The following is a 24,372-nucleotide window of genomic DNA, read 5'->3' as shown; positions in this document are numbered from 1 at the left end:
GGACTAATCTGCTGGCAGCCCTTGACCTGGGCCGCTGACTTCCGTATAGGCCCCCGACGTGTGCTGCACCGCGGCGCATGGCGGGGGCGAACAACAACCCCCCGACCACGCCCGGTCGTTCACTCGCCCCGCAACTCCCGCACCACCGGCTCCCAGACCTCCGCATCGATCTCGTACGCCGCGTAGAACGACACCCGGTCGACCAGCGCCCCGTACCTCCGGCGGATCTCCGCCGCCACCCGCTCCGGCTCCGCCACCACCGCGAAGGCGTGCAGTACCTCGTCGTCGATCAGCCGACCCATCTCCGCCCACTTGTCCTCGCGGGAGGACTTCGACAACGCGTGCAGTTCGTCGCCCAGTTCGCCCCAGCCGTGCAGCTCCAGGACGCCCCGGTACGCGGGCGTGCTGCCGTAGAAGGCGATCTGGCGCCGGGTGCCGTCCACCGCGCGGGCCAGCTCCTCCTCCGTACGGCCGGTCGCGGTGAGGAGGAGATGGGAGACGGAGAAGTCGCCGCGCGAACGGCCGGACTTCGCCAGCCCCGTCTCGACGGTCGGCAAGGTGACCTCCCGCAGATACCGCTCCGTGGTGAAGCCGTGCGCGAGCAGCCCGTCCGCCACCTCCCCGGCCACCCGGGTCATCGCCTCCCCGACGGCGGCCACGTACACCTTCGGCGCACCGGCCGGGGCGGGCGGCGGAGAGAAGAACGGTGCCATCAGCGTGTGCGAGTAGAAGTCGCCGCGGAAGTCGAGCTTCTCGCCCTCGTTCCAGGCCGCCCAGATGGCCCGCAGGGCGCTCACGTACTCCCGCATCCGGGCCGCGGGCCGGCTCCATGGCATGGAGAAGCGTCGTTCGATGTGCGGCTTGATCTGACTGCCCAGACCGAGCGAGAAGCGTCCGCCGGAGTAGGCCTGCAAGTCGTGTGCGGTGTACGCGAGTTGCATGGGGGAGCGGGCGAAGGCCACCGCGATCGCCGTGCCGACCTCGAGCCGGTCGGTGTGCTCGGCCGCGAGCAGCAGCGGCAGGAAGGGGTCGTGCTTGGACTCCGAGGCCCACAGGCCGTCGTAGCCCGCCTTCTCGTGGTGCCGGGCCTCCTCGACCACCTCGGCGGTGCCCCACACGTTCAGCTTGCCGTCCACCTTCATGCGGATTCTCCAACTCTGTCCAAACCGATGCGCCGCGCGAGCAGTTCCCGGTGGTACGCCGGGTCGCCGAACAGCAGTTGTGAAGTCTTCGCCCGCTTCAGGTACAGGTGGGCCGGGTGCTCCCAGGTGAAGCCGATACCGCCGTGCACCTGGATGTTCTGCTCCGTCGCCTGCAGACAGGTGTCGGAGCAGAACGCCTTGGCCAGGCTCGCCACCGCCGACAGCTCCGGGTCCGCGCTCTCGGCCGCGAGCAGTGCGTAGTGCGCGGCGGCCCGCGCCGACTCCACCTCCAGCAATACGTCGGCGAGCAGATGCTTCACGGCCTGGAAGGAGCCGATCGGCCGCCCGAACTGGTGCCGCACCTTGGCGTACTCCACCGCCATGTCGAGCGCGCGCCCCGCGACTCCCACCTGTTCCGCGGCCAGCGCCACCGCTGCCCGGTCGAGCACCTCCGACACCAGGTCCCAGCCGTCGCCGTGTGTACGCAGCCGGGTCGCCGGCACGTCTTCGTACTCCAGGCGTGCCTGCCGCCGGGTCGGGTCCATCGTGGGCAGGGGTTCACGGGTCAGGCCGGCCGCGTCACCGTCCACCCAGAAAACGCCGATGCCGTCGCCGGTACGGGCCACGGTGAGTACGACATCCGCGGTGGCGCCGTCGAGTACGAACATCTTCTGCCCGGTCAGCAGCCAACTCCCTTTGGATTCAAGGGCAGTGAGCCGGACACCTTCGGCATCCCAGCGCGCCGAGTCCTCGGTCAGCGCCAGCGTCGCGACCAGTTCACCGGCGGCAAGCCCCGGCAGCAGCCGCTTGCGGGCCTCCTCGTCATCGCAGCGCAGCGCGGCGGTGGTCGCCAGGACGGCGGAGGCGAGGAACGGCGTGCAGGTCAGCGCCCGGCCCAACTCCTCCATCACGACGCCCACTTCGACCGGCCCGCAGCCCGCGCCCCCGTACTCCTCGGGGATCGCGAGCCCCTGCAGACCCAGCTCCGAGCCCATCCGCCGCCACACCGCCCGGTCGAAGCCCTCCGGCGTCTCCATCAGCCGCCGTACCTCGGTCTCGGGCGAGGTGTCCGCCAAGAACGCCCGTACGGTGCGCCGCAGTTCCTCCTGCTCGTCGCTGAACGCGAAGTCCATGTGTGACGCTCCTCTCCGGTTCAGCGGCCGGCGCGCGCCGCGATGATCTTCTCGACGATCGCGATGTGGTCCGGTGCGTGCATGCTGTCCCGCTCGGCGAGCAGGGCCGGTTCCAGTACGGCGGCGATGGCCTGCTCCAGATGCAGGTTCACCGCCCGCTTGGTCTCGCGCAGCGCCTGGCCGGGCAGCTTGGCCAGCCGTCCGGCGAGATCCATGGCCTCGGCCATGAGTTTGTCGTCCGGTACGACACGGTTGGCGATGCCCAGCCGGACCGCCTCCTGAGGGGACACTCGGTCGCCGAGGAACAGCAGCTCCTTGGCCCGGGCGAGGCCCACGAGCAGCGGCAGTACGAGCGCGCCGCCGTCCCCCGCGACCAGGCCGACCTGGACATGCGGATCCGCGATATGGGCGCCCTCGGCGATCAGCACCAGGTCGCTGAGCAGGGCCAGGCTGCACCCGAGGCCGACCGCGGGCCCGTTCACCGCCGCGATGACCGGGAGCGGGCAGCGGACCATGCCCAGGATGATCCGCCGGGCCTCGTCGACGTTCTGCTCCCGGAAGGCGCCATCCCGCTGGACCCGGGTCATGATGTCGAAGTTGCCTCCGGCGCTGAACGCCCGGCCGCGTCCGGTGAGCACCACCACCCGCGCCTCCGGATCGGCCGCGACGTCGTCCCACACCGACGCGAGTCCCGAATGCAGCTCCTCGCTCATCGAGTTGAGCTGGTCCGGCCGGTTCAGCTCGATCAGCCGGACCGGCCCGCGGGCCGTCACCACCAGATCCGTCATCGCCACCGCCATCAGCCAGGAGTGAGTCAATAATGAGTGAGTAGAGTTGAATGCTATAACTAATTAAGCTGACTGGGAACCGTCACGGCGATCGACCGCGGAGGACGCGCATGCCGGAGCAGGAGTACGAGACCGTACGAGCCGAAGTGGCGGACCGCGTTCTCACCGTCACGCTCAACCAGCCGGAGAAGCTGAACGCCTTCAATCCGCAGATGATGCGGGACCTCATCGACGTACTGGATTCCGCCGACGCCGACGACGACGTACGCGTGATCGTCGTGACCGGTGCCGGACGGGGCTTCTGCGCGGGCGCCGACGTCAGTTCCGGCGGCGGCTCCTTCGACCACCGCAGGGCGGGTGCCTGGCATCGGGACACCGGCGGTCAGGTGGCCCTGCGGCTGTTCTCCTGCACCAAGCCGGTCATCGCCGCGATCAACGGCCCTGCGGCGGGCGTGGGCGCGAGCATGACGCTGCCGATGGACATCCGGCTGGCCTCCGCCTCCGCGAAGTTCGGCTTCGTCTTCGCGCGTCGCGGCATCGTGCCGGAGTCGGCCGCGAGCTGGTTCCTGCCGCGGGCCGTGGGCATGCAGCGGGCCATGGAGTGGGTGGCGACGGGCCGCGTCTTCGGCCCCGACGAGGCGCTGGCGGCCGGTCTGGTCCGCTCCGTCCACCCGCCGGAGGAGCTGCTCCCGGCGGCGTACGAACTCGCCCGTGAGATCGCCCAGAACACCTCGGCGGTCTCCGTCGCCCTGTCCCGGCAGATGATGTGGCGCATGCTCGGCGAGCCCCACCCCATGACCGCGCACCGGCTCGACTCCCGCATCATGAGCCAGATCGGCGGCGGCCCGGACCCCACAGAGGGCATCGAGTCCTTCCTCGCCAAGCGCCCACCCGAGTTCCCGGGCCGGGTGAGCAAGGACATGCCGCCGGTCTACCCCTGGTGGCAGGACGAGGAGTTCCGCCCCCTCGGGGAGCGGGAAGGGGAGAGCGAATGACGGACTTCGACTACATCGTCGTGGGCGCGGGCTCCGCGGGCTGCGTACTCGCCAACCGCCTCTCCGCGGACCCGAAGACGACCGTGCTGCTGATCGAGGCCGGGGGCAAGGACTCCAGCCCGCTGATCAAGATGCCCAAGGGGTTCGGCAAGCTGCTCGGAGATCCCCGGTTCACCTGGCACTACCCCGTCGAGCCGGTGGGCCCGAGCCGTCGCATCGAGCAGTGGGCCCGGGGCAAGGCGCTCGGCGGATCGAGCTCGGTCAACGGCATGGTCTACAACCGCGGTGACCGCGCCGACTACGACGAACTGGAGCGGCTCGGCAACCCCGGCTGGGGCTGGGACACGATGCTGCCGGTCTTCAAGCGGATCGAGAACAACGAACTCGGCGCCTCGGACGCCCGCGGAGCCGGCGGACCGCTGCACATCTCCACCGCGCCGGAGCTGGAGCCGCTCTGCGAAGAGGCCATCGCGGCCGGTGCCGAGCTCGGCTGGAGACGTACGGACGATCTCAACGCGAGCGACGACGAACGCATCGGCTATGCCATGGCCACCATCAAGAAGGGGCAGCGGTTCAGCGCGGCGCGCGCCTTCCTGCACCCGGTCGAGGACCGTACGAATCTGACGGTGGCCGTGGACACCGAGGTCACCAAGGTCCTGATCGAGAACGGCAGGGCCGTCGGCGTACGCACCCGGCACAAGGGACAGGAAACCGACGCCCGCGCCCGGCGCGAAGTGATCCTGTCCGCGGGAAGCATCGCCACGCCGAAGATCCTCCAGCTGTCGGGCATCGGTCCGGCCGGGACGCTGAAGGCGGCGGGCGTCGACGTCCTGGTCGACAGTCCGCATGTGGGCGGCAGGCTGCGCGAACACCGCTGTTTCGTCGTTCAGTACCGGCTGACCGACAACCTCGGCTACAACAAGGCGCTCAGCAGCCCGCTGCGGCAGGCCCTCTCCGGAGTGAAGTACCTGACGCGACGCCGGGGACCGCTGGCCGCGCCGGCCTTCGACGTGATCGCCTTCTTCAAGACGCGACTCGAACTGCCGCGCCCCGACGCACAGTTGCTGATAGCGCCGGTCTCCCTGGCGCCGGAGGTCCCCGGCAAGGAGACCGAAGTCGAGTCCGAGCCCGGGGTGATGGGCCTCGGATACATCCTGCGGCCCACCGCCGAAGGAAGCCTGCACATCACCTCGGACGACCCCGAGGCGCCGCTCACCATCACGCCGAACTACTACGGGTCCGAGCACGACCGCACGGTGGGCACGGCTCTCTTCCGCAGGATGCGGGAGCTCTTCGAGGCCGAGCCGATCGCCGGCCGGATCCGGTCGGAAACCCTGCCGGGGCCGGGCGTACGGGACGACCAGGAGATCATCGACGCCGGGCTCGACCACGGCCGTTGCGGCTACCACGCCGTCGGCACCTGCGCGATGGGGCCGGCCGAGGACGACGTCGTCGACTCGCAGCTGCGCGTGCGCGGTGTGGAGGCTCTGCGGGTCGTCGACTGCTCGGTGATGCCGACCATGGTGTCCGGCAATCTCAACGGACCGATCATGGCGATGGCCTGGCGAGCGTCGGACTTCATCCTCGACCGGGGGTGAGTAGGGGGCACGTTGCGCGGATACCGCGCCGTGCCCGGAAGCGACGAATACGACGGATCCGACGACGGAGATATGGCCGAAACATTGTCGTAGTCTCCCCGAAGTGTTACGGTCCCGACGGCGGTCATTCAGTTGAATGCGCTATATCATTCATCGCCCGGACGGTGACCATGAACGATGGTCTGTACGAGTCTCTTCGTGGTGTCGAATGGGGGGTCGCCACCGCCGGCAGTGTCGCGGCGCCCCAGCCCCCGACGGACAGCGGCGGGCACTTCCAGCAGTGGACCGACGACATCCACCAGCTGGTCGGAGCCGATGCGACGACGTACAGGGCGGTCGCGGGCTGGCCACAGCTCCAGCCCGACGGCCCCGGCAGTTGGGACCGCGCAGCCCTGGACCGCTGCGACCGTACGCTCGACTCCCTGCTCGCCCAGGGCCTGCGGCCCGGCCTCACCCTGCTCAACCTCGCGCTGCCGCCCTGGCTGGAAGCCTCCGGAGGCTGGCTGGATCGCGGAACCGCGCAGTACTTCGCCGAGTACGCCGCCGAGATGGGCCGCCGCTTCGGTGACCGGGTCACCCGCTGGATCACCTCCACCGATCTGGCGCGCCCCTCGCTCGCGGATCGCGTGGCCGGAATGTACTGCGCCGACCGCCGCGCCGGCATGGCCGGCATGCCCGCGGTCCACCATGTACTGCTGGCCAACGGGCTCGCGACCCAGGCGCTCCGAGCGGTCGGCGTCAACGGCCGCATCGGGACCACGGTCACGCTCGTCGGCGGACACGCGGCCACCGACGACCCGTACGACCGCCTCGCCGTGGAGCGTCTGGAGAGCTGGACCAACCGCCTCTTCCTCGACCCGCTGCTCCTCGGCGAGCACATGGTCACCGAGGACGACCTCTCGCCGATCGAGGCGACCGGCTGCGTACGCCCCGGCGACCTGGAGACCATCGCCACCGCACAGGACCTGCTGGGCCTGTCCTGGACCTCGCCCTTCCGCGTCACGGCACCCGAGAACCTGGCCCGAGTACTTCCGGCCATGATCCGCTTCCACGCCCTCAACGAAGTGAACCGGCTGCTCGTGGGCCTCGGATTCGCGGTGATCCCCTTCGAGGACGTACAGACGACCGCGTACGGCTGGCCCATCGTCCCGGAGGCGCTCGCCGACGCCGTCGCGGGCCTGCACGACCTGTACGGAGAGCTCCTGCCGCCCCTGTCCATCGTCGACAACGGCATGGGCGATCTGGACCTGGTCGACGACGAGGGACGCTGCGACGACGCCCGGCGCCGGGCCCTGCTGCGGGCCAGGCTCACCTGGCTGGGCGGCGTGATCGCCCGGGGTGTCGACGTGCACGGCTACGAGTACTGGTCGGTGCTCGACGACCTGGAGGCGAAGTTCCGCTACAGCCGGCTCTACGCCATGGCCGTACCGGACCACGAACTTCCGCCGCAGCCGCCGATCCCCTCGGACTGGGTGCGCACCAAGACGTTCGGCGGGGCGGACGGGGCCTGTCGGCACCCGGCCGGTCTCGCCCTGGTGCCGTCCGCCGCTGCCCGCGCTCAGAGCGTCGTGGCCCCGTAGTCCTTGCCGCGGATCAGCCGCACGGGGGTGTAGACGAGCACGTCCTCGTCGCGCTGGTTGCGTACGGTGATCCGGCTGGTCACGACGCCGCGGCCGGGCTTGCTCGACGGGCGGGACTCGGTCGTCTCCACGACGGCGTACAGGGTGTCCCCGACGTACACGGGCCGTTGCACGGTCAGTTCCATGTGCATGAAGGCCAGACCGGTGCCGTGCAGCACGTTCGTCTGCAGGACGAGACCTTCGGCGATGCAGTACGTCAGCCCGCCCGGGACGAGCCGTCCCGTGTAACCGCCCTCCGCAGCGTGCGTGGCGTCCCAGAAGAGCGGCTCGTTGAAGCCGCCCCAGGTGATGAAGTTGACCAGATCGGTCTCGGTGATGGTGCGGCGGGCGGTCCGGAAGATCTGGCCCTTCGGCATGTCCTCGTAGGTCAACCCCCTTACCAGCGGGGGGATTTCGGTGGCGGTGGTGTGCTCGGACGTCATCGCGGGCTCCTCATGCATCCGTGGGTCAGAGACGTAGGTCAGAGATCGATCGGGTGCTTGTCGGCCACGCCCTCGAAGTCCGGGGCGCGCTTCTCCCGGTGGGCGGCGAGACCTTCCATGACCTCGTGTCCCCCGAACCCGAAGAACTCCAGGCCGAGCGAGGCCTCGAAGATCGGCTGGGCCGTGCGGTACCAGTGGTTGAGGGACCGCTTCGTCCAGCTGATGGCACTGGCGGAACCGGCCGCGAGGGTCGTCGCGATGCGCAGGCCCTCGGCGTGCACCTGCTCGTCGTCCACGCACTTGGAGACCAGACCGATGCGCTCGGCCTCCGCACCCGTGAGCGCCTCGCAGGTCAGCAGGTAGTACTTGGCCTTGGCCATCCCGCACAGCAGCGGCCAGCAGATCGCCGCGTGGTCACCGGCCGCGACCCCGAGCCGGGTGTGCCCGTCGACGATCTTCGCCCTGCGTCCGGCGACGGAGATGTCGGCCAGCATGCCGATGACCAGGCCCGCGCCCACGGCCGGGCCGTGGATCGCGGAGACCACCGGCTTGGAGCAGTTGATCACCCCGTACACCATGTCCCGGGCCTCCCGCATCACCCGGGCGCGCACCGAGTACTCCTCGGTCAGGGCCTCGATGGAGTCGAAGGTCCCGCCCGCCGAGAACGCCTTGCCGGCGCCCTGGACCAGCACCGCGCGGGTCTCCTCGTCCCGGTCGATCACCGGCCAGATGTCGGCCAGTTCACCGTGCATCCGCGGATCGACCGCGTTGAGATTCGGGCCGTCCAGCACGATGCGGAGGACTCCGGGCGCGGGCCGCTCGAAGGTCAGGCTCGTGAACGCGTCATAGCGGTCGGTCACATCGCACCCCTGGTTCATTCAGTGTGGATACTATAATTATCTAACTGTATCGTGAATGGCTAGCACGCGGGCAACACCGGGTAGCGGGCAGCACCGGGGACGGGAAGGCGGCCATGGATCTCACCTTCGGCGAGGAGCAGGACGAGCTGCGCAAGGTCGTCCGCTCCTTCCTCGCCAGACACTCCACCGAGGCCGACGTACGCCGCCTGGCCGCCGACCCGAAGGGCTACGACCGGGTCGTATGGCGACGGATGGCCACGGAACTCGGCCTCCAAGGGCTCGCCATCCCCGAGGAATACGGCGGTTCGGGCTTCGGTTACGCCGAACTCGGCATCGTCTTCGAGGAGACGGGCCGCGCCCTGCTCTGCGCCCCCTACTTCGCCACCGTGGCCCTGGCCGCCGAGGCACTCCTGCGCTGCGACGACGAAGCGGCCCGCCACGACTACCTGCCGGGCATCGTCTCCGGCGACACCATGGCCACCCTTGCCCTGACCGAGGCGGCCGGCCGCTGGGACGAGCCGGGCATCCAGCTCAACGCCTCTGATACAGCGGGGAGTTGGCGACTGACCGGCATGAAGACGTATGTCCCCGACGGCCACCTCGCCGATCTGCTGCTGGTCGCCGCCCGCACGCCCTCCGGCGTCAGCCTCTTCGCCGTCGAGGGCAAGGCGCCTGGCGTCACCCGCACCGCGCTCCCCACCCTCGACCAGACCCGCAAGCAGGCACAGCTCGACTTCGCCGACACCCCCGCCCGGCTGCTGGGCACCGAGGGCGCGGCCTGGCCGGCGATCGAGCGTACCCTCGCCACCGCCTCCGTACTCCTGGCCGCCGAACAGGTCGGGGGAGCCGCCGCCGCACTGGACGCCGCCGTGGCGTACGCCAAGATCCGCGTCCAGTACGGCCGGGCCATCGGCTCGTTCCAGGGGATCAAGCACAAGTGCGCCGACATGCTGGTCGAGATCGAGTCGGCCCGCTCGGCTGCGTACGGCGGGCTGTGGGCGCTCGACGCGGGAGACGAGGCGGAGATCGCGATCGCCGCGGCCCTCGCCCAGGCCTTCTGCTCGGAGGCGTACGCCGTGGTCGCGAGCGAGAACATCCAGGTGCACGGCGGGATCGGCTTCACCTGGGAGCACCCCGCGCACCTCTACTTCAAGCGGGCCAAGAGCTCCGAGGTGCTGCTCGGCACGCCCTCGTACCACCGGGAGCTACTCGCCACCCGGCTCGGCATCTGAACCCACGCGATCTGAACCCACGCGGAAGAGAGCACGCAATGGAGCTGGACTTCGGGCCCGCCGTACGGGACTTCCGGGACGAGCTGCGCGACTGGCTGGCCGAGCACCTGGTGGGCGAGTTCGCCGCACACCGGGGCGTCGGCGGTCCCACCGACGGCGCCGCCTGGGAGGTCCGGCTGGCCTGGGACCGCGAGCTGTCCGCCGGGAACTGGCTGGGCATCAGCTGGCCGCAAGAATACGGTGGCAGGGGGCTCGGACTCCTTGAGGAGATCGTCTTCGAGTACGAGTACGCGCGGGCCAACGCCCCGTACCGCGCGACCGGCAACGCCCTCGACCTGCTCGGCCCGATGCTGCTCGCGATGGGCAGCGAGGAGCAGAAGAAACGCTTCCTGCCGCCGATCCTCGCGGTCGAGGAGCTGTGGGGGCAGGGCTTCAGCGAACCGGGCGCCGGTTCCGATCTGGCGTCCGTACGTACGCGCGCCGAGCGGGACGGCGACGACTGGGTGGTCAACGGACAGAAGGTGTGGACCTCCTTCGGGATCCACGCCGACTGGCTTTACGTCCTCGTCCGCACCGATCCGGACTCCCAGCGGCACAAGGGACTGAGCATGTTGCTCGTGCCCGCCGACCAGCCGGGCGTGGACATCCGGCCCATCCGCAACCTGGCGGGCCAGGACGAGTTCGCCGAGGTCTTCTTCTCCGACGCCCGCACCGGCGCGGGCATGGTGGTGGGCGAGGTAGGCCAGGGCTGGCGCACCGCGATGGGCACCCTCGGTATCGAACGCGGCACCACGCTCCTGCCCCAGCAGCTCACCTTCGAGCGGGAGGCCGACGCCCTGATCGAGCTGGCCCGCGAACGCGGCGCGTTGCACGACCTCATGCTGCGCCGCCGGATCGTGGACGCCTGGATCTCCGTACGCATCATGCGCACCACCAACATGCGGACCGTCGCCGAACTGATCGCGGGCCGCACACCCGGAGCGCAGTCCACCACGGCGAAGCTGTACGCCTCGACGCGACACCAGCAACTGGGCCATCTCGCCATGGAGTTGGCGGGACCGGCCGGACAGATCATCGGCGAGGACTACGAACTTGACACCCGGCAGCGCTCGTTCCTGCTCTCCCTCGCGGAGACCATCTACGGCGGCTCCAGCGAGATCCAGCGCAACATCATCGGCGAGCAACTCCTCGGCCTGCCCAAGGACCCACGGCCATGAGCCCAACCGACATCCGAGCTCTCGAGGACCGCATCGACCGCATCGAATCGCAGCTCGCCATCCAGCAACTCCCCATCCGCTACGCCCTCGCCGTGGACGCCCGCGACCTCGACGCCTGGACCGGCTGCTTCCGCCCCGATGTCGACATGGGCCGCCACGGCCGCGGCCGGCAGGTCCTGCGCGACCACATCGAGCCCCAACTACGCGGCTTCCACCGCTCCGTTCACCAGATCTGCGGCCACCGCATCGAGTTCACCGGCCGCGACACCGCGACCGGCGCGGTCTACTGCCGGGCCGAGCACGAGGTGGGGGAGCGGTGGATCGTGATGGCGATCTGCTACTGGGACGAGTACGCGCGGGTGGACGGCGAGTGGTACTTCTCCCGCCGCCGTGAACAGCACTGGTACGCGGCCGATGTCACCGAGCGGCCCCAAGCGGTGGACTTCAAGGGCTGGTCGGGTGCCGGAAATCCGGCGCTGCCGGACGCCTTTCCCTCATGGGCACCCTTCTGGAAGGAGACGACGTGACGGAGCGACGTACGCGGCTGGCCGGGAAGGTGGCGCTGGTCACCGGAAGCGGACAGGGCGTGGGACGCGGGATCGCGCTCGCGCTGGCCGCCGAGGGTGCGGCGGTGGTGATCTCGGGCCGTACCGAAAGCAAGTTGAAGGACACGGCCGCCGAGATCGCCGAGCGCGGCGGGCGGGCACACACCGTGGCCGGGGACGTGGGCGAGCGTGACGACGTCGACCGCATGGTGGCGGAGACGGTAAGGGAGTTCGGCGCGCTGGACGTCCTCGTCAACAACGCGCAGTCGTCGGTGCAGCGCAAGCTGGAGAAGACCTCGTACGACGATGTCGAATTCACCTACCGCAGCGGCCCGTTGGCGACCTTCCACGCGATGCAGTCTGCCCTGCCCCACCTCAAGGAGAGCCGGGGCAGCGTCGTGAATCTCGGCTCCTCCGCCGCGGTGCAGGGCGATCCGACGTTCGGGGCGTACGCGATGGCCAAGGAGGCGATCCGCGGGCTGAGCCGGGTGGCCGCGCGGGAGTGGGGAGCGTACGGAATCCGGGTCAACGTAGTCTGCCCGGCCGCCCTGAGCCCGGCCGCGGAGGACTACCTCGCCGCCCACCCGGAGAAGGCCGGACCGCTGTACGCCGGGATCCCGCTGGGCCGCCTCGGCGACCCCGAGACGGACATCGGCCGGGCCGTGGCCGCGCTGGTCAGCGACGACATGGCCTATCTGACCGGCGCGACGCTGATGCTGGAGGGCGGCCGGACGCTGATCGGATGAGGCGTGCGCTGGTACGGCCGGAGTACGAGCTGCCGAATGTGTTTGAATTCTAAAACGGGCTGCGGGCGCGCCGCCCCGTCGTATCGTGGCGGCGCCGCACCTGCGGCACTGATCGACCCGTCCCAGCCGGCCCCCACGCCCCGAGCGGAGACGCCCATGGATGCAGCGTTGACGAGCCCGTCCGATCACACGTCCGGCCGCAAACACACCCCTTTCGACGCGTCGCCTTTCCCCCAAGCCCTCATCGACGCCTTCCGCGCACGGCCTGACCTGCCCGCCTTCGAATACCAGGGGCGCCCCGTCCCACGAGGCGAGGTGCTGGACCTGATCGGCCGGTGCGCAGACGGGCTGCGGGCGGCCGGCCTCGGACGGGGGCAGTCGGTCGCCGTGGCCACGGACGTGACGCCCGAGGGATTCGCGCTGCTCATCGCGGCGTATCTGGCGGGCTGCCGGGTGACCGGTCTGCGGCCCGGGATGACCCCGGCCCATCTGGCGTACGTACTCTCCGACGGCATCGACGCCGTCGTGGCCGACGAGACCGGCGCGGACGCCGAACTGCTGAAAGCGGCAGGCGGCATTCAGGTGTTGCGGCTTGGACCGGATCTCCTCGACGCCCACCCGGCGCCCAAGGGAGAACTGCTCGCCCAGGGGCGTCCCGGCGACCTCGCCATGGTGACGTTGACCAGCGGCAGCACGGGACGGCCCAAGGGCTGTACGCATACGTACGAGACGCTCAGCTACAACTGGGCGTGGCAGCCCGCGAGTTGGACCGAGCGGACCGCGCGACTCGCGGCGGGCTACGAGCGGTTCCTGCTCTTCGGCACCCTGACCAGCCAGGTGATCTTCGAGCACCTCGGGCTGTGTCTGCTGGGCGGCGGCACCGCGGTCATCCCCGAGCCGCCGCTCACCTTCCCGCAGGTCTTCGAGCGTCACCGGATCACCGCGAGCTTGCTGACCGTTCCCCGGCTGTACCACGTGCTCGACATCCTGCGCACCGACCGGATCGACACCAGCAGCCTGCGGGCCCTGCTCGTGGCCGGTTCCGCGCTCGCCCCGCAGCGGCTCGCGGAGGCGACCCGGCGGCTGGGTCCCGTGGTCCACCACGGGTACGGGCAGACGGAGGCCGGGGTGATCAGCATCCTCACCCCGGACGACATGGCCGAGTGGGCGGACGGCGTGTACGACTCCGTGGGCCGGGCGTGGTCCGGCGTGGAGATCGACATCCGCGATCCCGAACTGCGACCGGTGCCCGTCGGAACGACGGGCGAGATCTGGGTGCGTACCGACTCCGCGATGACGGGTTACTGGAAGGACGAGGAGCAGACTGCGGAGGTTCTGCGGGACGGCTGGGTACGCACCCGCGACATCGGACACCTCGACGACCGAGGCTTCCTGCGGCTGACCGGGCGGGCCCGTGACGTGGTCATCATCAACGCGATCGTGTACTACGCCGGGGCGATCGAACGCGCGCTGGAGGCCCATCCCGACGTCGGCGAGGCGTACGTCGTCGCCGCGCCGGACGACGCCACCGGAGAGGCCGCGCACGCCTTCGTCGTCCCGGCCGAGGGCCGCGAGCCGGACGCCGCCGCCCTGCGCGCGCTCGTCGCGGCCGAGCTGGGCGAGGCGAGCGTCCCCGCCACGATCACCGTGGTGACACAGGTGCCCGTGGCGCCGAGCGGCAAGCCGGACAAGCGCGCGCTGCTGTCCCAGGTGCCCGGTACCGAACCGGCCTCCTGAGAAGCGTCATACGACGCCCCGCGCCCGCAGCTCGACGAGCTGATCCTCCGTCACCCCGGCCAGTCGGCCCAGGATTTCGGCGGTGTGCTCGCCCAGCGAGGGCGGCGGGGCGTAATCCTCGACAGGAGTCGCCGAGAGTCGGATGGGGTTGGCGAGGAGCGGCAGCCGCCCCGACACCGGGTCCTCGACCTCCAGCAGCATCTCCCGGTGCTGGACCTGCGGATCGGCGAAGACCTCGGGCAGTTCGTTGATCGGGCCGGCCGGAACGTCGTGCGCGTCGAACGCGGCCAGCCACTCGTCCCGGGTTCTGGTCCGCAGGATCTCCTCCAGTACGGGCACGATCTCGTCCCGGTGGGTGATCCGTGCGGCGGTCGTGGCGAACCGCGGATCCTGGAGCAGTTCGCCGTGGTCGACCGCCGCGCAGAAGGCCGCGAACTGCTTGTCGTTGCCGGCGACGACAAAGATGGGCTTGTCCTCGCACTGGAACGCCTGGGACGGGATCCCGCCGTAGCCGCCGTTGGCCCGGCGTCGCGGGACCTCGCCGGAGACCAGGTAGTTCATCGCGAAGTGCGAGAGCGTGGCGAGCCCGCAGTCCAGCAGGGACAGGTCGATGAACTGGCCCTCGCCGGTGGCGTCCCGGTGCCGCAGGGCCGCGAGGATGGCGGTGGACGCGTAGAGCCCGGTGAGGATGTCGATCATGCTGATGCCGACCTTCATCGGCTCCTCCGGATGCCCTGAGACGCTCATCATTCCGGACATGGCCTGGAAGATGCCGTCGTAGCCGGGGCGCTCGGCGTACGGGCCGGTCTGTCCGAAGCCGGTGACGGAGAGGTAGACCAGCCGGGGGTTGAGTGCGCGCAGGCTCTCCTGGTCGAGGCCGTACTTCGCCAGCGTGCCCGCGCGGAAGTTCTCGACGACGACGTCCGAGCGCGCGGCCAGGGCGCGGATCAGCTCCTGCCCCTCGGCGGTGGCGTGGTTGACGGTGACCGACTTCTTGTTGCGGTTGCAGGCGAGGAAGAACGCGGCGGTGTCCGTCGGCTCGCCGCTGCGGTCGGTGAGGAACGGAGGCCCGTACGTCCGTGAGTCGTCGCCGACTCCGGGGCGCTCGACCTTGATCACCTCCGCGCCCAGATCGGCCAGCGTCTGGGTGGCGAGTGGCGCCGCGAGGATACGGGACAGATCGAGGACGCGGATCCCGGCCAGGGCGGTCGACGGCATCAAGGCCTCCCGTTCAAGGTGAATGAGTTATATAAATAATACATACGGGAGGCGCGGAGTGCGGCCTCATGATTGCTTCAACTATCCAAATCATGTAACTATATGGCGCTGGGTTGCGGAGCCGGAGACTGGAAGGTGCGCGGATGACCGTCACGGCGAGGACCCTCACCGACCAGGAACAACGCGAGCGCCGCGAGTGGTTCCGGGCTCGCTGGGAACGCGGGGTCAAGTTCAACCGCAGCGCCGGTATGCGCGTCCTGCGCTGGGACCCGGACGGCATCGAGATGACGCTGCCCTTCACCGAGGCGCTCTCGGCCCACGAAGGCGTCTTCCACGGCGGAGTCGTCTCGGCGCTGATCGACACCGCGGGCTCGGGAGCTGTGATCGCCGGCCATGACTTCACCAAGGGCAGCCTGCTCAGCACCGTCTCCATGTCGGTGCAGTACCTCGCGCCCGCGCGCGGCCACGAGGCCATCGCGTACGCGCGCTGCGTCCGACGCGGGAGTCGACTGCACTTCGCCGAGGTCGACGTACGTATGCCGGACGGCCGGGTCTGCGCCCGGGGCCAGGTGGTGGTGAGCATCTCCGGGGAGCGAGCCGGCGTCGGCGACCCCGTCGAACCCTTTGCCGAGGAGTGACACGATGACTGAACAGCCCACAGAAGACCTGGTGTTGTACGAGGTCGACGAGGACGGTGTCGCCACCGTGACCCTCAACCGGCCTGAGCGCAAGAACGCGTGGAGCATCCCGATGGAGCGACGCTTCTTCGCGCTCCTGGACGAGGCCGCCGCCGACCCCGCCGTCCGCGTGGTCATCATCACCGGGGCGGGCAGGGCGTTCTGCCCCGGGATGGACGTCCAGCGCCTTGAGCAGAACGCCCAGCCCGGCCAGTCCCTCAACCTCCAGGCACGCGTGCCCATGTACAGCCGACGGAACATGCCGAAGCCCCTGATCGCCGCCGTCAACGGCGCCTGCGCGGGCATCGGCCTCATCCAGGCGCTCATCTGCGACGTACGGTTCGCCGCCCGCGGCGCCCGCTTCACTACCGCCTTCACCCGGCGCGGACTGGCCGGCGAGTACAACCTGCCGTACGTGCTGCCGCGCGTCATCGGCCTGGAGAACGCGCTCGATCTGCTGCTCTCCGGCCGCGTCTTCGACGCCGACGAAGCCAAGGAGCTGGGGCTTGTCAGCCGCGTCGTCGAACCGGACCAACTCCTCGACGCCGCCCGCGCGTACGCCCGCGACATCGCCCGCAACTGCTCCCCGCGCGCCATGGCCGTCGTACGCCACCAGGTGTACGGCGACCTCGACCGCGGCTTCACCGACGCCCTGGCCCGCAGCTACTCGGCGATGGAGTTCTTCGCGGGCTCGCCGGACTTCCGCGAAGGGGTGGCGAGCTTCGTGGAGAAGCGGGAGCCCAAGTTCGAGGGACTGCCCCCGGACTTCGACCCGGACGAGGCGACACGCGACGCGTTCCTGCCGTACTGACACCAACTGACGTCTGCCAGACGCTTATTGACCACGAGGAGCACGAACGATGACAGGGCAGCCGTTCCCCGTCGAGGCCGGGCACATCATGATGTTCGCCCGCGCCATCGGCGACGAGAACCCGGCGTACGAGCATCTCGCCCCGCCGACCTTCACCTGGGCGAGCGCCCACTTCGACCCCGACTACCACCTGCGGCCGAAGCCCGGCCAGGAGTGGTTCGGCTCCGGGGCCGGTCCGGGCGTGATGCCGGAGGGCGGCGGAGGACTGCACGCCGAGCAGCACTTCGAGTACCACCGTCCGGTACGCGTCGGAGAGACGCTGTACGCGCACACCGTGCCGGGCCGCAGCTGGGAGAAGCAGGGCAGCACGGGACGCCTGCTGTTCAGCGAACGCATCACCGAGTACCGGGACGCCGACGGCGAACCGGTCGTCAGCGCCCGCACCGTGGCCGTCGTGCCCGAGGGCCCCGCCACCCCCAAGTCCGAGGAACCGGCCACCGGTGCCACCGGGAAGGACGACGCCTGATGAGCCCGCACGTGGATGACATCAAGGTCGGCGAGAGCCGCGAGAGCGTGCTCGTCGACGATCTCAAGCGCACACGGATCGTCCAGTACGCGGGCGTCTCCGGTGACTTCAACCCGCTCCACACCGACCACGTCTTCGCGACCGAAGCCGCCGGCTACCCCGGGGTCTTCGCCCACGGCATGATGACGATGGGCATGACCGGACGGGTCCTCACCGACTGGGTCGGCATCGAGCCGCTGCTGAGTTACGGCGTGCGCTTCAAGGCGCAGGTCTGGCCCGGCGACACCCTGACCGCCACGGCGACCGTCGAGTCCGTCGAGGACACGCCCGCCGGACCGGTCGCCCAGTTCTCGCTGCGTACCGTCAACCAGCACGGCGCCGAGGTGGTCACCGGCACCGCGACGGTCCGCCTGGAGTCCTGACATGCCCGACCAGTCGGGGGTTGACCACTCGCCGGTGGCGCCCGAGACCGTGGGCGTCGACCGGCACAGGCTCGACGTGCTGCTGCGCCGCATCAGGCTCGAAGTGGAGCACGGCCCGCTTCCGTCGGCGCAGGTCGCCGTCGCCCGGGGCGGCCGGCTGGTGGCGTACGAGACCTGGGGGGACGCCGGTCCCGACACCCGCTACATCCTGCAGTCCGTCGGCCGCTCGATCGTCGCCGGCGCCGTGTGGAAGCTGATGGGCGACGGACTGCTCGACATCGGTGAGCAAGTCGCCGCGATCATCCCGGAGTTCGCGCCGAACGGGAAAGAGGCGGTCACGGTCGAGCAGGTGCTCACCCACACCGCCGGCTTCCCCTTCGCACCGCTCGGCTACCCGAAGATGCTCGACCGTGAGCAGCGGCTCGCCGCCTTCGGCCGCTGGCGTCTCGACTACCCGCCGGGCAGCCGCTTCCAGTTCCATCTCACCTCGGCCGCCTGGCTGATCGCCGAGATCACCGAGCGGCGTGCGGGGCTGTCCTTCGCCGACTACCTGCGCGAGCGAATCGTACGGCCGCTGGGCCTGACCTCGATCGAACTGGGCGTCCCCGTCGACCGGCAACCCGACACGGTCGCACCGATGACCGCCACCGACCGCACCGGCGACGACGAACAGCCCGACCCCTGGGGACCCTGGTACCTGTCCGATCCACGGGTGCTGGCGGCGGGCGAACCCAGTCACGCACTTGTCGCCACCGCCGCCGATGTCGCCCTGTACTTCCAGGCGTTGGAGCACTCGGGCCTGTGGAAGCCGGAGGTGGTGGCCGAGGGAACCAGGATCCGACTGACCGAGCATCCCTACGGCGACCAGCTCTACGGCGGCGGTGGCAGCAAGCGTACGAGCATGGGACTGTTCGTCACCGTCGTCGGCCCCGACGCGGGAAGCCAACTCCCGTCCACCGGCTCTCCGTTGCTCTTCGGGAGTGCCGGAGCGGCGTACCAACTGGGTTTCATGGACCCGGAGACGGGCCTGTCCTTCGTTCTGCTGAGCAACGGCTACCCGCTCGCCGGTTACGACCACTCACGGCGCGGCACCGCACTGCTCACCAACATCGCGAACCTGGCGGCGGACCTGGTCGCCTGACCGGATCCGCCGCCAGGCGGGGACTGCGGGACTGAACGCTCAGCGGCTCACCAGCTGCTGGGCGTTGTTGTACATGATGTCGTCCTGCACCGACTCGTCCAGCTCCGCGATGAGCTTGCGGTAGTCGGCAGGGTTCGCGATGCCCTCGGCGTGCGGGTAGTCCGAGCCCATGACCAGCGACTCGTGGTAGCCGAGCCGCTTCACCAGGCTGGGGATGTCGTCCTCGGGGTAGGGCACCACGCGGATGTGCTTGCGGAACACCTGACTGGGCCGTTCCGCCAACTGCCCCCCGATCCATGGCCCGTTGCGGCCCATGCCCCGGCTCTTGTCCATGTGCCGGACGAAGTGCGGCACCCACTCGGCGCCGAACTCCGAGACCAGGACGTTGATGTCGGGGAAACGCTCGAAGAGATTGTCGAAGATGAGCGCGGAGAGCGTCTCCTCGATCGGGCGCTGGCCGTAGGTGTTCATCCACTGCCAGGCGGACATACGGAAGTGGATCGGGTTCGGGTCATGGCCCCAGGCCGGGGCGACGTGCGAGTTGTAGTAGAACTCGCTGATGTGGTAGCAGACGCTGGCCTTGGCCTCGTTGACCAGCTTCCAGAACGGGTCGAAGTACGGGTCGCCCGGTGAGCGGCCGTACTGCGGCCCCGTCGGCAGCATGATGAACCGGGCGCCCTTCTCCAGGACGAACTCCAGCTCCTTCACCGCGCTGTCGAGGTCGCGCAGCGAGAGGAGGGCGGGGGAGTAGATGCGGTCCTGGTGGTTGAAGCCCCAGACCTCGTCCATGTAGCGGTTGAACGAGTGGTAGTTGGCGTAGAGCGGCTCGATGCCGCGTACGTACTCCTCGGCGACCAGGGCCCAGCCGCCCGGATACATGATCGTCTGGTCCAGGCCCTGCTCGTCCATGACCCGTAGCCGGGCCTCGCGGTTCTGGTACGCCTCGTGCATCGGCTCGAACTGGTACGTCTCCTCCGGGTTGCCCGAGGCCATCGCCTTGAGCATCTCCTTGAGCGAGCCGGGCCGGTAGACCTGCCCGAACTCCGGCTCCAGACAGACCACGATCCTGTCTCCCGCGAGGATGACCTCACGGCCGTCCGGCAGCGTCACGGGGGCCACGGCCTGACCGAGGTACTCCTTGGGGAGGTAGCGGGTGAAGGAATCCCGCTCCTCGTACATGTGCTGGTCGCAGTCGAAGATCCGCTTACGCTGTTCGGCCATCGCCGTTGCCTCCCGACCCAGAGCTATTCAGTGCGCCTCCTATAATTATCTAACTGTTTCAAGAGTGCAAGGGAGTGGCGGGGCCGAAGCGGTGGTCACCGGAAATGCCGCGGGCCCGCCGGTCGGCCGGCGGGCCCGTGTGCGGGATGTGAATCCCTTGGTCGGTGGATCTATCGGTCAGTCGATGAGCTCCAGGACCGTCTTCGGCCCCGCCGAGTTGACGACGTCGTCCGCGCTGGAGATGTGCCGCTGCCACAGCTTCTCGGCCTCGTCCGCCTTGCCCGCCTCGATCAGGCCCACCAGCCGTACATGCGCACGGTGGCCCTTGAGGGCCTGGGTCTTCTGGGTCTCGGTGTCGACGGCGGCAGCGGTGTACGAGGCGTTGGCGCGGTCGACGATGTTGCGCAGCATGCCGCAGAGCAGGATCAGGGTCTGGTTGCCGGTCAGCTCGACCAGCAGGGCGTGGAAGGCGTCCTGGGCGTCGACCAGGGCGAGCGGATCGTCGAGTACGGCCTTCTCGGCGGCCACCGCCTCGCGCAGCCGCTTGATGTCCGCCGCCGTGTGCTTGGCGGCGAGCTGGCGTGCGCAGGGCGGCTCGATCATCGCCGCCGCGCGGTAGACGTCGCCGAGGGTGGCGCCGCGGTACTCCAGGATCAGACCGGCGAAGCGGGCCGCGACCTCGGCGTCCGGCGCGCTCACCCGGGCGCCGCCGTGCGCTCCGCGGCGCACCGTGATCAGCGACTCGGACTCCAGTACGCGGAAGGCCTCGCGCAGCGTCGGCCGGGAGATGCCGAACTGCTCCATCAGCCCTGACTCCGGCGGCAGTGCGTCGCCGGGCTTCAGTTCGCCGCGTACGATCTGACGGCGCAGATGTCCGGCGACCAGCTCGGCCGTCTTCGGAACACGCACCTGGCGCCCGACGCGTGCGCGGGAGGGTACGGGCACGGTGGGTACTTCTGCTGCGCCGGCTGCCTCGGCCACGACGGACTCTCCTCGCTGGTGATCATCCCGTCCACTTTGCCTGATATAGCAAAATGAATCTTCTTAGTGCACCGAGGGTATCAGGTCAAGAGGCGAGTGATCACCGCCCTGTGATATATAGATGATTCATCTATCTATAATGGCCTCAGCTGCCTGACGGGCCGCACGGGAGTGACCTCGATGACCGAGAATCCGACCCCGGTGATCCTCACCGAACTGACCGGCGACGGGGTCATGCTGCTCACCCTGAACCGGCCCGAGCGGCACAACGCCTGGACCCTGGAGATGGAGCTGCTCTACAACGAGCTGTTCGACCGCGCCGAAGCGGATCCGGCGGTACGGGCCGTCGTCCTCACCGGTGCGGGCCGCAGCTTCTGTCCGGGCATGGACATCAGCGTGCTGGACGGGGCGTCCTCTGGGGCCCGGCCCTGGCCGACCGACCAACTGCCGCCGCGCACGCGGCCGATGACCTTCCCGAAGCCCGTCGTGGCGGCCGTCAACGGCGCCTGCGCCGGGATCGGCTTCAACCAGGCCGTGATGTGCGACGTGCGGTTCGCCGTGCCCGGAGCCAAGTTCGCCGCCGCCTTCAGCGCGCGCGGACTCGTGGCGGAGGACGGCGTGTCCTGGATCCTGCCGCGGCTCGTCGGATACGGGAACGCCGGCGACCTGCTGCTGTCCTCGCGCCGGATCAGCGGTACGGAAGCGCTCGCGATGGGCCTGGTCAACCGTCTGTGCGAACCCGACGAACTCGTTGCGGCGGCACTCGAGTACGCCACCGAACTGGCCCGCTCGGCCAGCCCGTACGCGATGTCCCTCATCAAGCGACAACTTGCTGACGACCAGACGAGGACCTTCGTCGAGAGCCGCGACGCCGCGGCGCGGCTGCTGGCGACGGCCAAGCGGGCACCGGACTACCGGGAGGGTGTACGCAGCTTCATCGAGCGGCGGCAGCCGGAGTTCGCGGCGCTGGGAGAACTGGCGGCGCTGGGGGAGGAGTCGTCGTGACGCGCGCCGAGGTGCCGCTGCATCGTCGTACGGTCAGCGTCACCGCATACGACGAGGGCGGCGGCGAGATCTCCGTCGAGGCCGAACTGCGGGACGAGCGGCCCTGGGTGGCGGAGCCGGACGCCGGTGTCGTGCACCGGATGGTGCTCGCCGTGCGGGTCCGGCTGGCGGACATGGTCATCGTGGCGGCCGATGCGGACATGCACACGTTTCCACACGCCGAGTGCCCGCTGATCACGCCGGTCTTCGGTGGGCTGGTGGGGCTCAGTGTCGCTGCCGGGTACAACCGGGCCATCCAGGAGCGGTTTCGTGGGGTGTCCGGCTGTACTCATCTGTACGAGCTGGCGCGTGCGCTCGGCCCTGCCGTGGTCCAGGCGGGCATCTCGGCCAACGCGGGGCTCCGAATGGCTGGGCGGCCCTCCGATGACCCGCGTTCCACGGCGGGGGTGCTGAACAGCTGCCATATCTGGGCGCCTGGTGGGGTGGGGCTGCGGAAGCTGGATGCGGGGTGGCGGCCGGGGGTGGGGCCGCGGCCGGTGCCGGAGGCCGAGGTGTTCGAGGGCCCTTAGGAGTGTCTCCTAGCGGGTGGCGACCCGGTAGTCATCCTTGATGCGGGTAAAGAAGAAGTCCCGGACGTCCTCGGCGAGCAGATCCGGCACCTCCATCGCGGCGAAGTGGCCGCCGCGCTCGAACTCCGACCAGTGCCTGATGTCGTACAGCCGCTCGGCCAGCGGTCGCACCGACAGCGTGATGTCGTGCGCGAACACCGCCACGCCGAGCGGCATCCGGCACGGCTGCTGGTTCCCCCGCGGGGCGTCGTGGTGGAACCGGCCCGAGGAGGCCGCGGTCGCGGTCAGCCAGTACAGCGAGATGTCGGTGAGCATCCGATCGTCGCTGACCGGCGTGGCGGGGTCGGTCCACTGTGCGAATCGCTCGGCGATCCAGACCAGCTGGCCGACCGGCGAGTCGGTCAGCGCGTAGCCGATGGTCTGCGGGGTGAGCGCCTGCAGAGCCTGGTACGGCGGGCGGTTCGCCATCAGCTGCCTGACCTTGTCCAGTCGGGCCTCATCCGCTTCGGACACCTCGACGTCGGGGTCCGGCCGGGTCGGCAGGTAGTTGACGTGCACCCCGGCGACGTGCTCGGGTGCGACCGCGCCGAGCCCGATGGAGATGCCCGCGCCGAAGTCGCCGCCCTGCGCGCCGTAGCGCTCGTACCCCAGGCGGCGCATCAGCTCGGCCCAGGCCCGGGCGACCCGGACGGCGTCCCAGCCGCGCTCGTGGGTCGGCCCGGAGAACCCGAAGCCGGGGATGGACGGAATCACCAGGTGGAAGTCGCGCGACAGCGGCTCGATCACATCGAGGAACTCCAGGAACGAACCGGGCCAGCCGTGGGTGAGGATCAGCGCGAGCGCGTCCGGGTTCGACGACCGGACGTGGACGAAGTGGATGTTCTGGCCGTCGATCTCGGTGGTGAAGTGCGGAAGCTCGTTGAGCTTGGCCTCGTGCTCGCGCCAGTCGTAGTCGGTGCGCCAGTATTCGGCCAGTTCCTTGAGTCGCGCCAGCGGGAAGCCGTAGTCCCATCCGGCGTCGGCGACCTCGTTGGGCCAGCGGGTGCGGGAGAGTCGGTCGGTCAGGTCGTCGAGGTCGGCCTGGGGGATGTCGATGCGGAACGGCTTGATCATCGTCTGAACTCCAGAAGGTTCCTTCGGCGCCTAAACGTTCGGGCGACCAACGTTTAACACCCAAACGATACCAATAATCGTAGGTGCGTCCAACGATTCGCTAGACTTGCCCCATGGAGAACTCGTCCGAGGAGACGTCCGCCAGTTGGAGGGGCCTGCCCAGCTGGCTGCTCACCCAGACCGGCAACCATGCGCACCGCCTGGTGGCCGACGGGTTCGCGTCCGTCCACGCCCGCGGCTACCACTACCGCCTGCTGGCGACGCTGGAGGAGTTCGGCCCGGCCAGCCAGGCCACGCTGGGGCGCCGCAGCGGCATCCACGTCAGCGACATGGTCGCGACGATCAACGAGCTAGCCGAGAGCAAACTGGTCAAGCGCACCCCGGACCCTTCCGACCGGCGGCGCAACATCATCTCGCTGACCGCCGCGGGCAAGCGGCAGCTGCGGCGACTGGAGAAGCGGCTGGCCGAATGCCAGGACGAACTGCTGGCTCCGCTCTCCCCCGATGAGCGACAGCGGTTGACCGAGCTACTGTCCAGGCTGCTGGACCACCACGACCGCCGAACCGGCACCCCTGAAGAGCCGTGGCGCTGACCGGGCCCCGAAGCCCTGGGGCGCGTTGTGAAAGTGAGTG

General features: G+C 69.6%; 25 protein-coding genes. 16 read left to right on the top strand and 9 right to left on the bottom strand.

The window, feature by feature from the left end:
* Positions 1-119 precede the first annotated feature (119 nt).
* Genes ACYVO6_RS16235 through ACYVO6_RS16225 form a run of 3 tightly spaced genes read right to left on the bottom strand, consistent with a single transcriptional unit; the run spans position 120 to position 3,093 of the window.
* Positions 120-1,142, bottom strand: a complete 1,023-nt coding sequence (locus ACYVO6_RS16235) for an LLM class F420-dependent oxidoreductase (RefSeq protein ID WP_461061781.1) — start codon at positions 1,140-1,142, stop codon at positions 120-122.
* Positions 1,139-2,275 carry an acyl-CoA dehydrogenase family protein gene (locus tag ACYVO6_RS16230; protein WP_461061779.1) on the bottom strand — a complete coding sequence of 379 codons (1,137 nt, stop codon included), beginning with the start codon at positions 2,273-2,275 and terminating at the stop codon, positions 1,139-1,141. Before ACYVO6_RS16230 ends, ACYVO6_RS16235 begins: the two co-directional genes overlap by 4 nt.
* A 20-nt stretch (positions 2,276-2,295) precedes the next feature.
* The gene (locus tag ACYVO6_RS16225; protein ID WP_461061777.1) at positions 2,296-3,093 is read right to left on the bottom strand and encodes an enoyl-CoA hydratase/isomerase family protein; all 798 of its coding nucleotides are present in this window, start codon (positions 3,091-3,093) and stop codon (positions 2,296-2,298) included.
* An 80-nt stretch (positions 3,094-3,173) separates the two neighbouring features.
* On the opposite strand from ACYVO6_RS16225, the gene ACYVO6_RS16220 reads away from it, so the two are divergent.
* The 3 genes from ACYVO6_RS16220 (at position 3,174) to ACYVO6_RS16210 (ending at position 7,236) form a co-directional block, all read left to right on the top strand.
* A complete protein-coding gene (locus ACYVO6_RS16220) occupies positions 3,174-4,058 on the top strand; it encodes a crotonase/enoyl-CoA hydratase family protein (RefSeq protein ID WP_461061775.1) in 885 nt (294 codons plus the stop codon).
* The gene (locus tag ACYVO6_RS16215; RefSeq protein WP_461061773.1) at positions 4,055-5,656 is read left to right on the top strand and encodes a GMC family oxidoreductase; all 1,602 of its coding nucleotides are present in this window, start codon (positions 4,055-4,057) and stop codon (positions 5,654-5,656) included. The genes ACYVO6_RS16220 and ACYVO6_RS16215 overlap by 4 nt, the downstream gene beginning before the upstream one ends.
* A gap of 170 nt (positions 5,657-5,826) precedes the next feature.
* The gene (locus ACYVO6_RS16210) at positions 5,827-7,236 is read left to right on the top strand and encodes a family 1 glycosylhydrolase (protein ID WP_461061771.1); all 1,410 of its coding nucleotides are present in this window, start codon (positions 5,827-5,829) and stop codon (positions 7,234-7,236) included.
* On the opposite strand, the gene ACYVO6_RS16205 is transcribed toward ACYVO6_RS16210, so the two are convergent.
* Together ACYVO6_RS16205 and ACYVO6_RS16200 are read right to left on the bottom strand one after the other, a co-directional pair.
* Positions 7,215-7,718: a MaoC family dehydratase gene (locus ACYVO6_RS16205; RefSeq protein WP_461061769.1), complete on the bottom strand. Its 504-nt coding sequence runs from the start codon at positions 7,716-7,718 to the stop codon at positions 7,215-7,217. The two genes, ACYVO6_RS16210 and ACYVO6_RS16205, sit on opposite strands and share 22 nt — an antisense overlap.
* Positions 7,719-7,756: 38 nt before the next feature.
* Positions 7,757-8,596 carry an enoyl-CoA hydratase/isomerase family protein gene (locus ACYVO6_RS16200; protein ID WP_461061767.1) on the bottom strand — a complete coding sequence of 280 codons (840 nt, stop codon included), beginning with the start codon at positions 8,594-8,596 and terminating at the stop codon, positions 7,757-7,759.
* Positions 8,597-8,691: 95 nt separating this feature from the next.
* Between ACYVO6_RS16200 and ACYVO6_RS16195 the strand changes: the two genes are divergently transcribed.
* The 5 genes from ACYVO6_RS16195 to ACYVO6_RS16175 all read left to right on the top strand — a co-directional run bounded on the left by ACYVO6_RS16195 (position 8,692) and on the right by ACYVO6_RS16175 (position 14,055).
* Positions 8,692-9,810: an acyl-CoA dehydrogenase family protein gene (locus ACYVO6_RS16195; protein ID WP_461061765.1), complete on the top strand. Its 1,119-nt coding sequence runs from the start codon at positions 8,692-8,694 to the stop codon at positions 9,808-9,810.
* Between the two features lie 38 nt (positions 9,811-9,848).
* Positions 9,849-11,027: an acyl-CoA dehydrogenase family protein gene (locus ACYVO6_RS16190; RefSeq protein WP_461061763.1), complete on the top strand. Its 1,179-nt coding sequence runs from the start codon at positions 9,849-9,851 to the stop codon at positions 11,025-11,027.
* A complete protein-coding gene (locus ACYVO6_RS16185; RefSeq protein WP_461061761.1) occupies positions 11,024-11,554 on the top strand; it encodes a nuclear transport factor 2 family protein in 531 nt (176 codons plus the stop codon). Before ACYVO6_RS16190 ends, ACYVO6_RS16185 begins: the two co-directional genes overlap by 4 nt.
* On the top strand, positions 11,551-12,318 hold the full coding sequence (locus ACYVO6_RS16180) for an SDR family NAD(P)-dependent oxidoreductase (RefSeq protein ID WP_461061759.1): 768 nt from the start codon (positions 11,551-11,553) through the stop codon (positions 12,316-12,318). Before ACYVO6_RS16185 ends, ACYVO6_RS16180 begins: the two co-directional genes overlap by 4 nt.
* Before the next feature lie 156 nt (positions 12,319-12,474).
* Positions 12,475-14,055, top strand: coding sequence for a class I adenylate-forming enzyme family protein (locus tag ACYVO6_RS16175; protein ID WP_461061757.1), 1,581 nt, complete (start codon positions 12,475-12,477; stop codon positions 14,053-14,055).
* Positions 14,056-14,061: 6 nt separating this feature from the next.
* Here ACYVO6_RS16175 and ACYVO6_RS16170 read toward each other — a convergent pair whose 3' ends face one another.
* Positions 14,062-15,273, bottom strand: coding sequence for a CaiB/BaiF CoA transferase family protein (locus ACYVO6_RS16170; protein WP_461061755.1), 1,212 nt, complete (start codon positions 15,271-15,273; stop codon positions 14,062-14,064).
* Positions 15,274-15,416: 143 nt separating this feature from the next.
* Here ACYVO6_RS16170 and ACYVO6_RS16165 point away from each other — a divergent pair, with 143 nt between their 5' ends.
* The 5 genes from ACYVO6_RS16165 to ACYVO6_RS16145 are packed head-to-tail and all read left to right on the top strand — an operon-like array spanning position 15,417 to position 18,850.
* A complete protein-coding gene (locus tag ACYVO6_RS16165; RefSeq protein WP_461061753.1) occupies positions 15,417-15,911 on the top strand; it encodes a PaaI family thioesterase in 495 nt (164 codons plus the stop codon).
* Positions 15,912-15,915: 4 nt separating this feature from the next.
* The gene (locus ACYVO6_RS16160; protein ID WP_461061751.1) at positions 15,916-16,761 is read left to right on the top strand and encodes an enoyl-CoA hydratase-related protein; all 846 of its coding nucleotides are present in this window, start codon (positions 15,916-15,918) and stop codon (positions 16,759-16,761) included.
* A gap of 49 nt (positions 16,762-16,810) precedes the next feature.
* Entirely contained in the window at positions 16,811-17,287 is a 477-nt protein-coding gene (locus tag ACYVO6_RS16155; protein ID WP_461061749.1) for an FAS1-like dehydratase domain-containing protein, read from the top strand.
* Entirely contained in the window at positions 17,287-17,709 is a 423-nt protein-coding gene (locus tag ACYVO6_RS16150; protein ID WP_461061747.1) for a MaoC family dehydratase, read from the top strand. The genes ACYVO6_RS16155 and ACYVO6_RS16150 overlap by 1 nt, the downstream gene beginning before the upstream one ends.
* A gap of 1 nt (position 17,710) precedes the next feature.
* Positions 17,711-18,850, top strand: coding sequence for a serine hydrolase domain-containing protein (locus ACYVO6_RS16145; RefSeq protein WP_461061745.1), 1,140 nt, complete (start codon positions 17,711-17,713; stop codon positions 18,848-18,850).
* Positions 18,851-18,889: 39 nt separating this feature from the next.
* Here the strand turns inward: ACYVO6_RS16145 and ACYVO6_RS16140 are convergent, their stop codons facing one another.
* Together ACYVO6_RS16140 and ACYVO6_RS16135 are read right to left on the bottom strand one after the other, a co-directional pair.
* Positions 18,890-20,071, bottom strand: coding sequence for an amidohydrolase family protein (locus tag ACYVO6_RS16140; RefSeq protein ID WP_461061743.1), 1,182 nt, complete (start codon positions 20,069-20,071; stop codon positions 18,890-18,892).
* 177 nt (positions 20,072-20,248) lie between these two features.
* On the bottom strand, positions 20,249-21,052 hold the full coding sequence (locus ACYVO6_RS16135) for a FadR/GntR family transcriptional regulator (RefSeq protein ID WP_461061741.1): 804 nt from the start codon (positions 21,050-21,052) through the stop codon (positions 20,249-20,251).
* Between the two features lie 180 nt (positions 21,053-21,232).
* Here ACYVO6_RS16135 and ACYVO6_RS16130 point away from each other — a divergent pair, with 180 nt between their 5' ends.
* Entirely contained in the window at positions 21,233-22,057 is an 825-nt protein-coding gene (locus ACYVO6_RS16130; RefSeq protein ID WP_461061739.1) for an enoyl-CoA hydratase-related protein, read from the top strand.
* The gene (locus ACYVO6_RS16125; protein WP_461061737.1) at positions 22,054-22,626 is read left to right on the top strand and encodes a DUF2889 domain-containing protein; all 573 of its coding nucleotides are present in this window, start codon (positions 22,054-22,056) and stop codon (positions 22,624-22,626) included. The genes ACYVO6_RS16130 and ACYVO6_RS16125 overlap by 4 nt, the downstream gene beginning before the upstream one ends.
* Positions 22,627-22,635: 9 nt before the next feature.
* Here ACYVO6_RS16125 and ACYVO6_RS16120 read toward each other — a convergent pair whose 3' ends face one another.
* Positions 22,636-23,739, bottom strand: a complete 1,104-nt coding sequence (locus tag ACYVO6_RS16120) for an epoxide hydrolase family protein (RefSeq protein WP_461061735.1) — start codon at positions 23,737-23,739, stop codon at positions 22,636-22,638.
* Between the two features lie 113 nt (positions 23,740-23,852).
* Here ACYVO6_RS16120 and ACYVO6_RS16115 point away from each other — a divergent pair, with 113 nt between their 5' ends.
* Complete coding sequence (locus ACYVO6_RS16115) at positions 23,853-24,332, top strand: MarR family winged helix-turn-helix transcriptional regulator (protein ID WP_461061733.1); 480 nt, start codon at positions 23,853-23,855, stop codon at positions 24,330-24,332.
* Positions 24,333-24,372: the final 40 nt, after the last annotated feature.

The organism is Streptomyces pseudoechinosporeus (assembly GCF_054783935.1).
The sequence above is the reverse complement of the archived record's forward strand: the minus strand, read 5'-3'. Positions and strand labels throughout refer to the sequence as shown.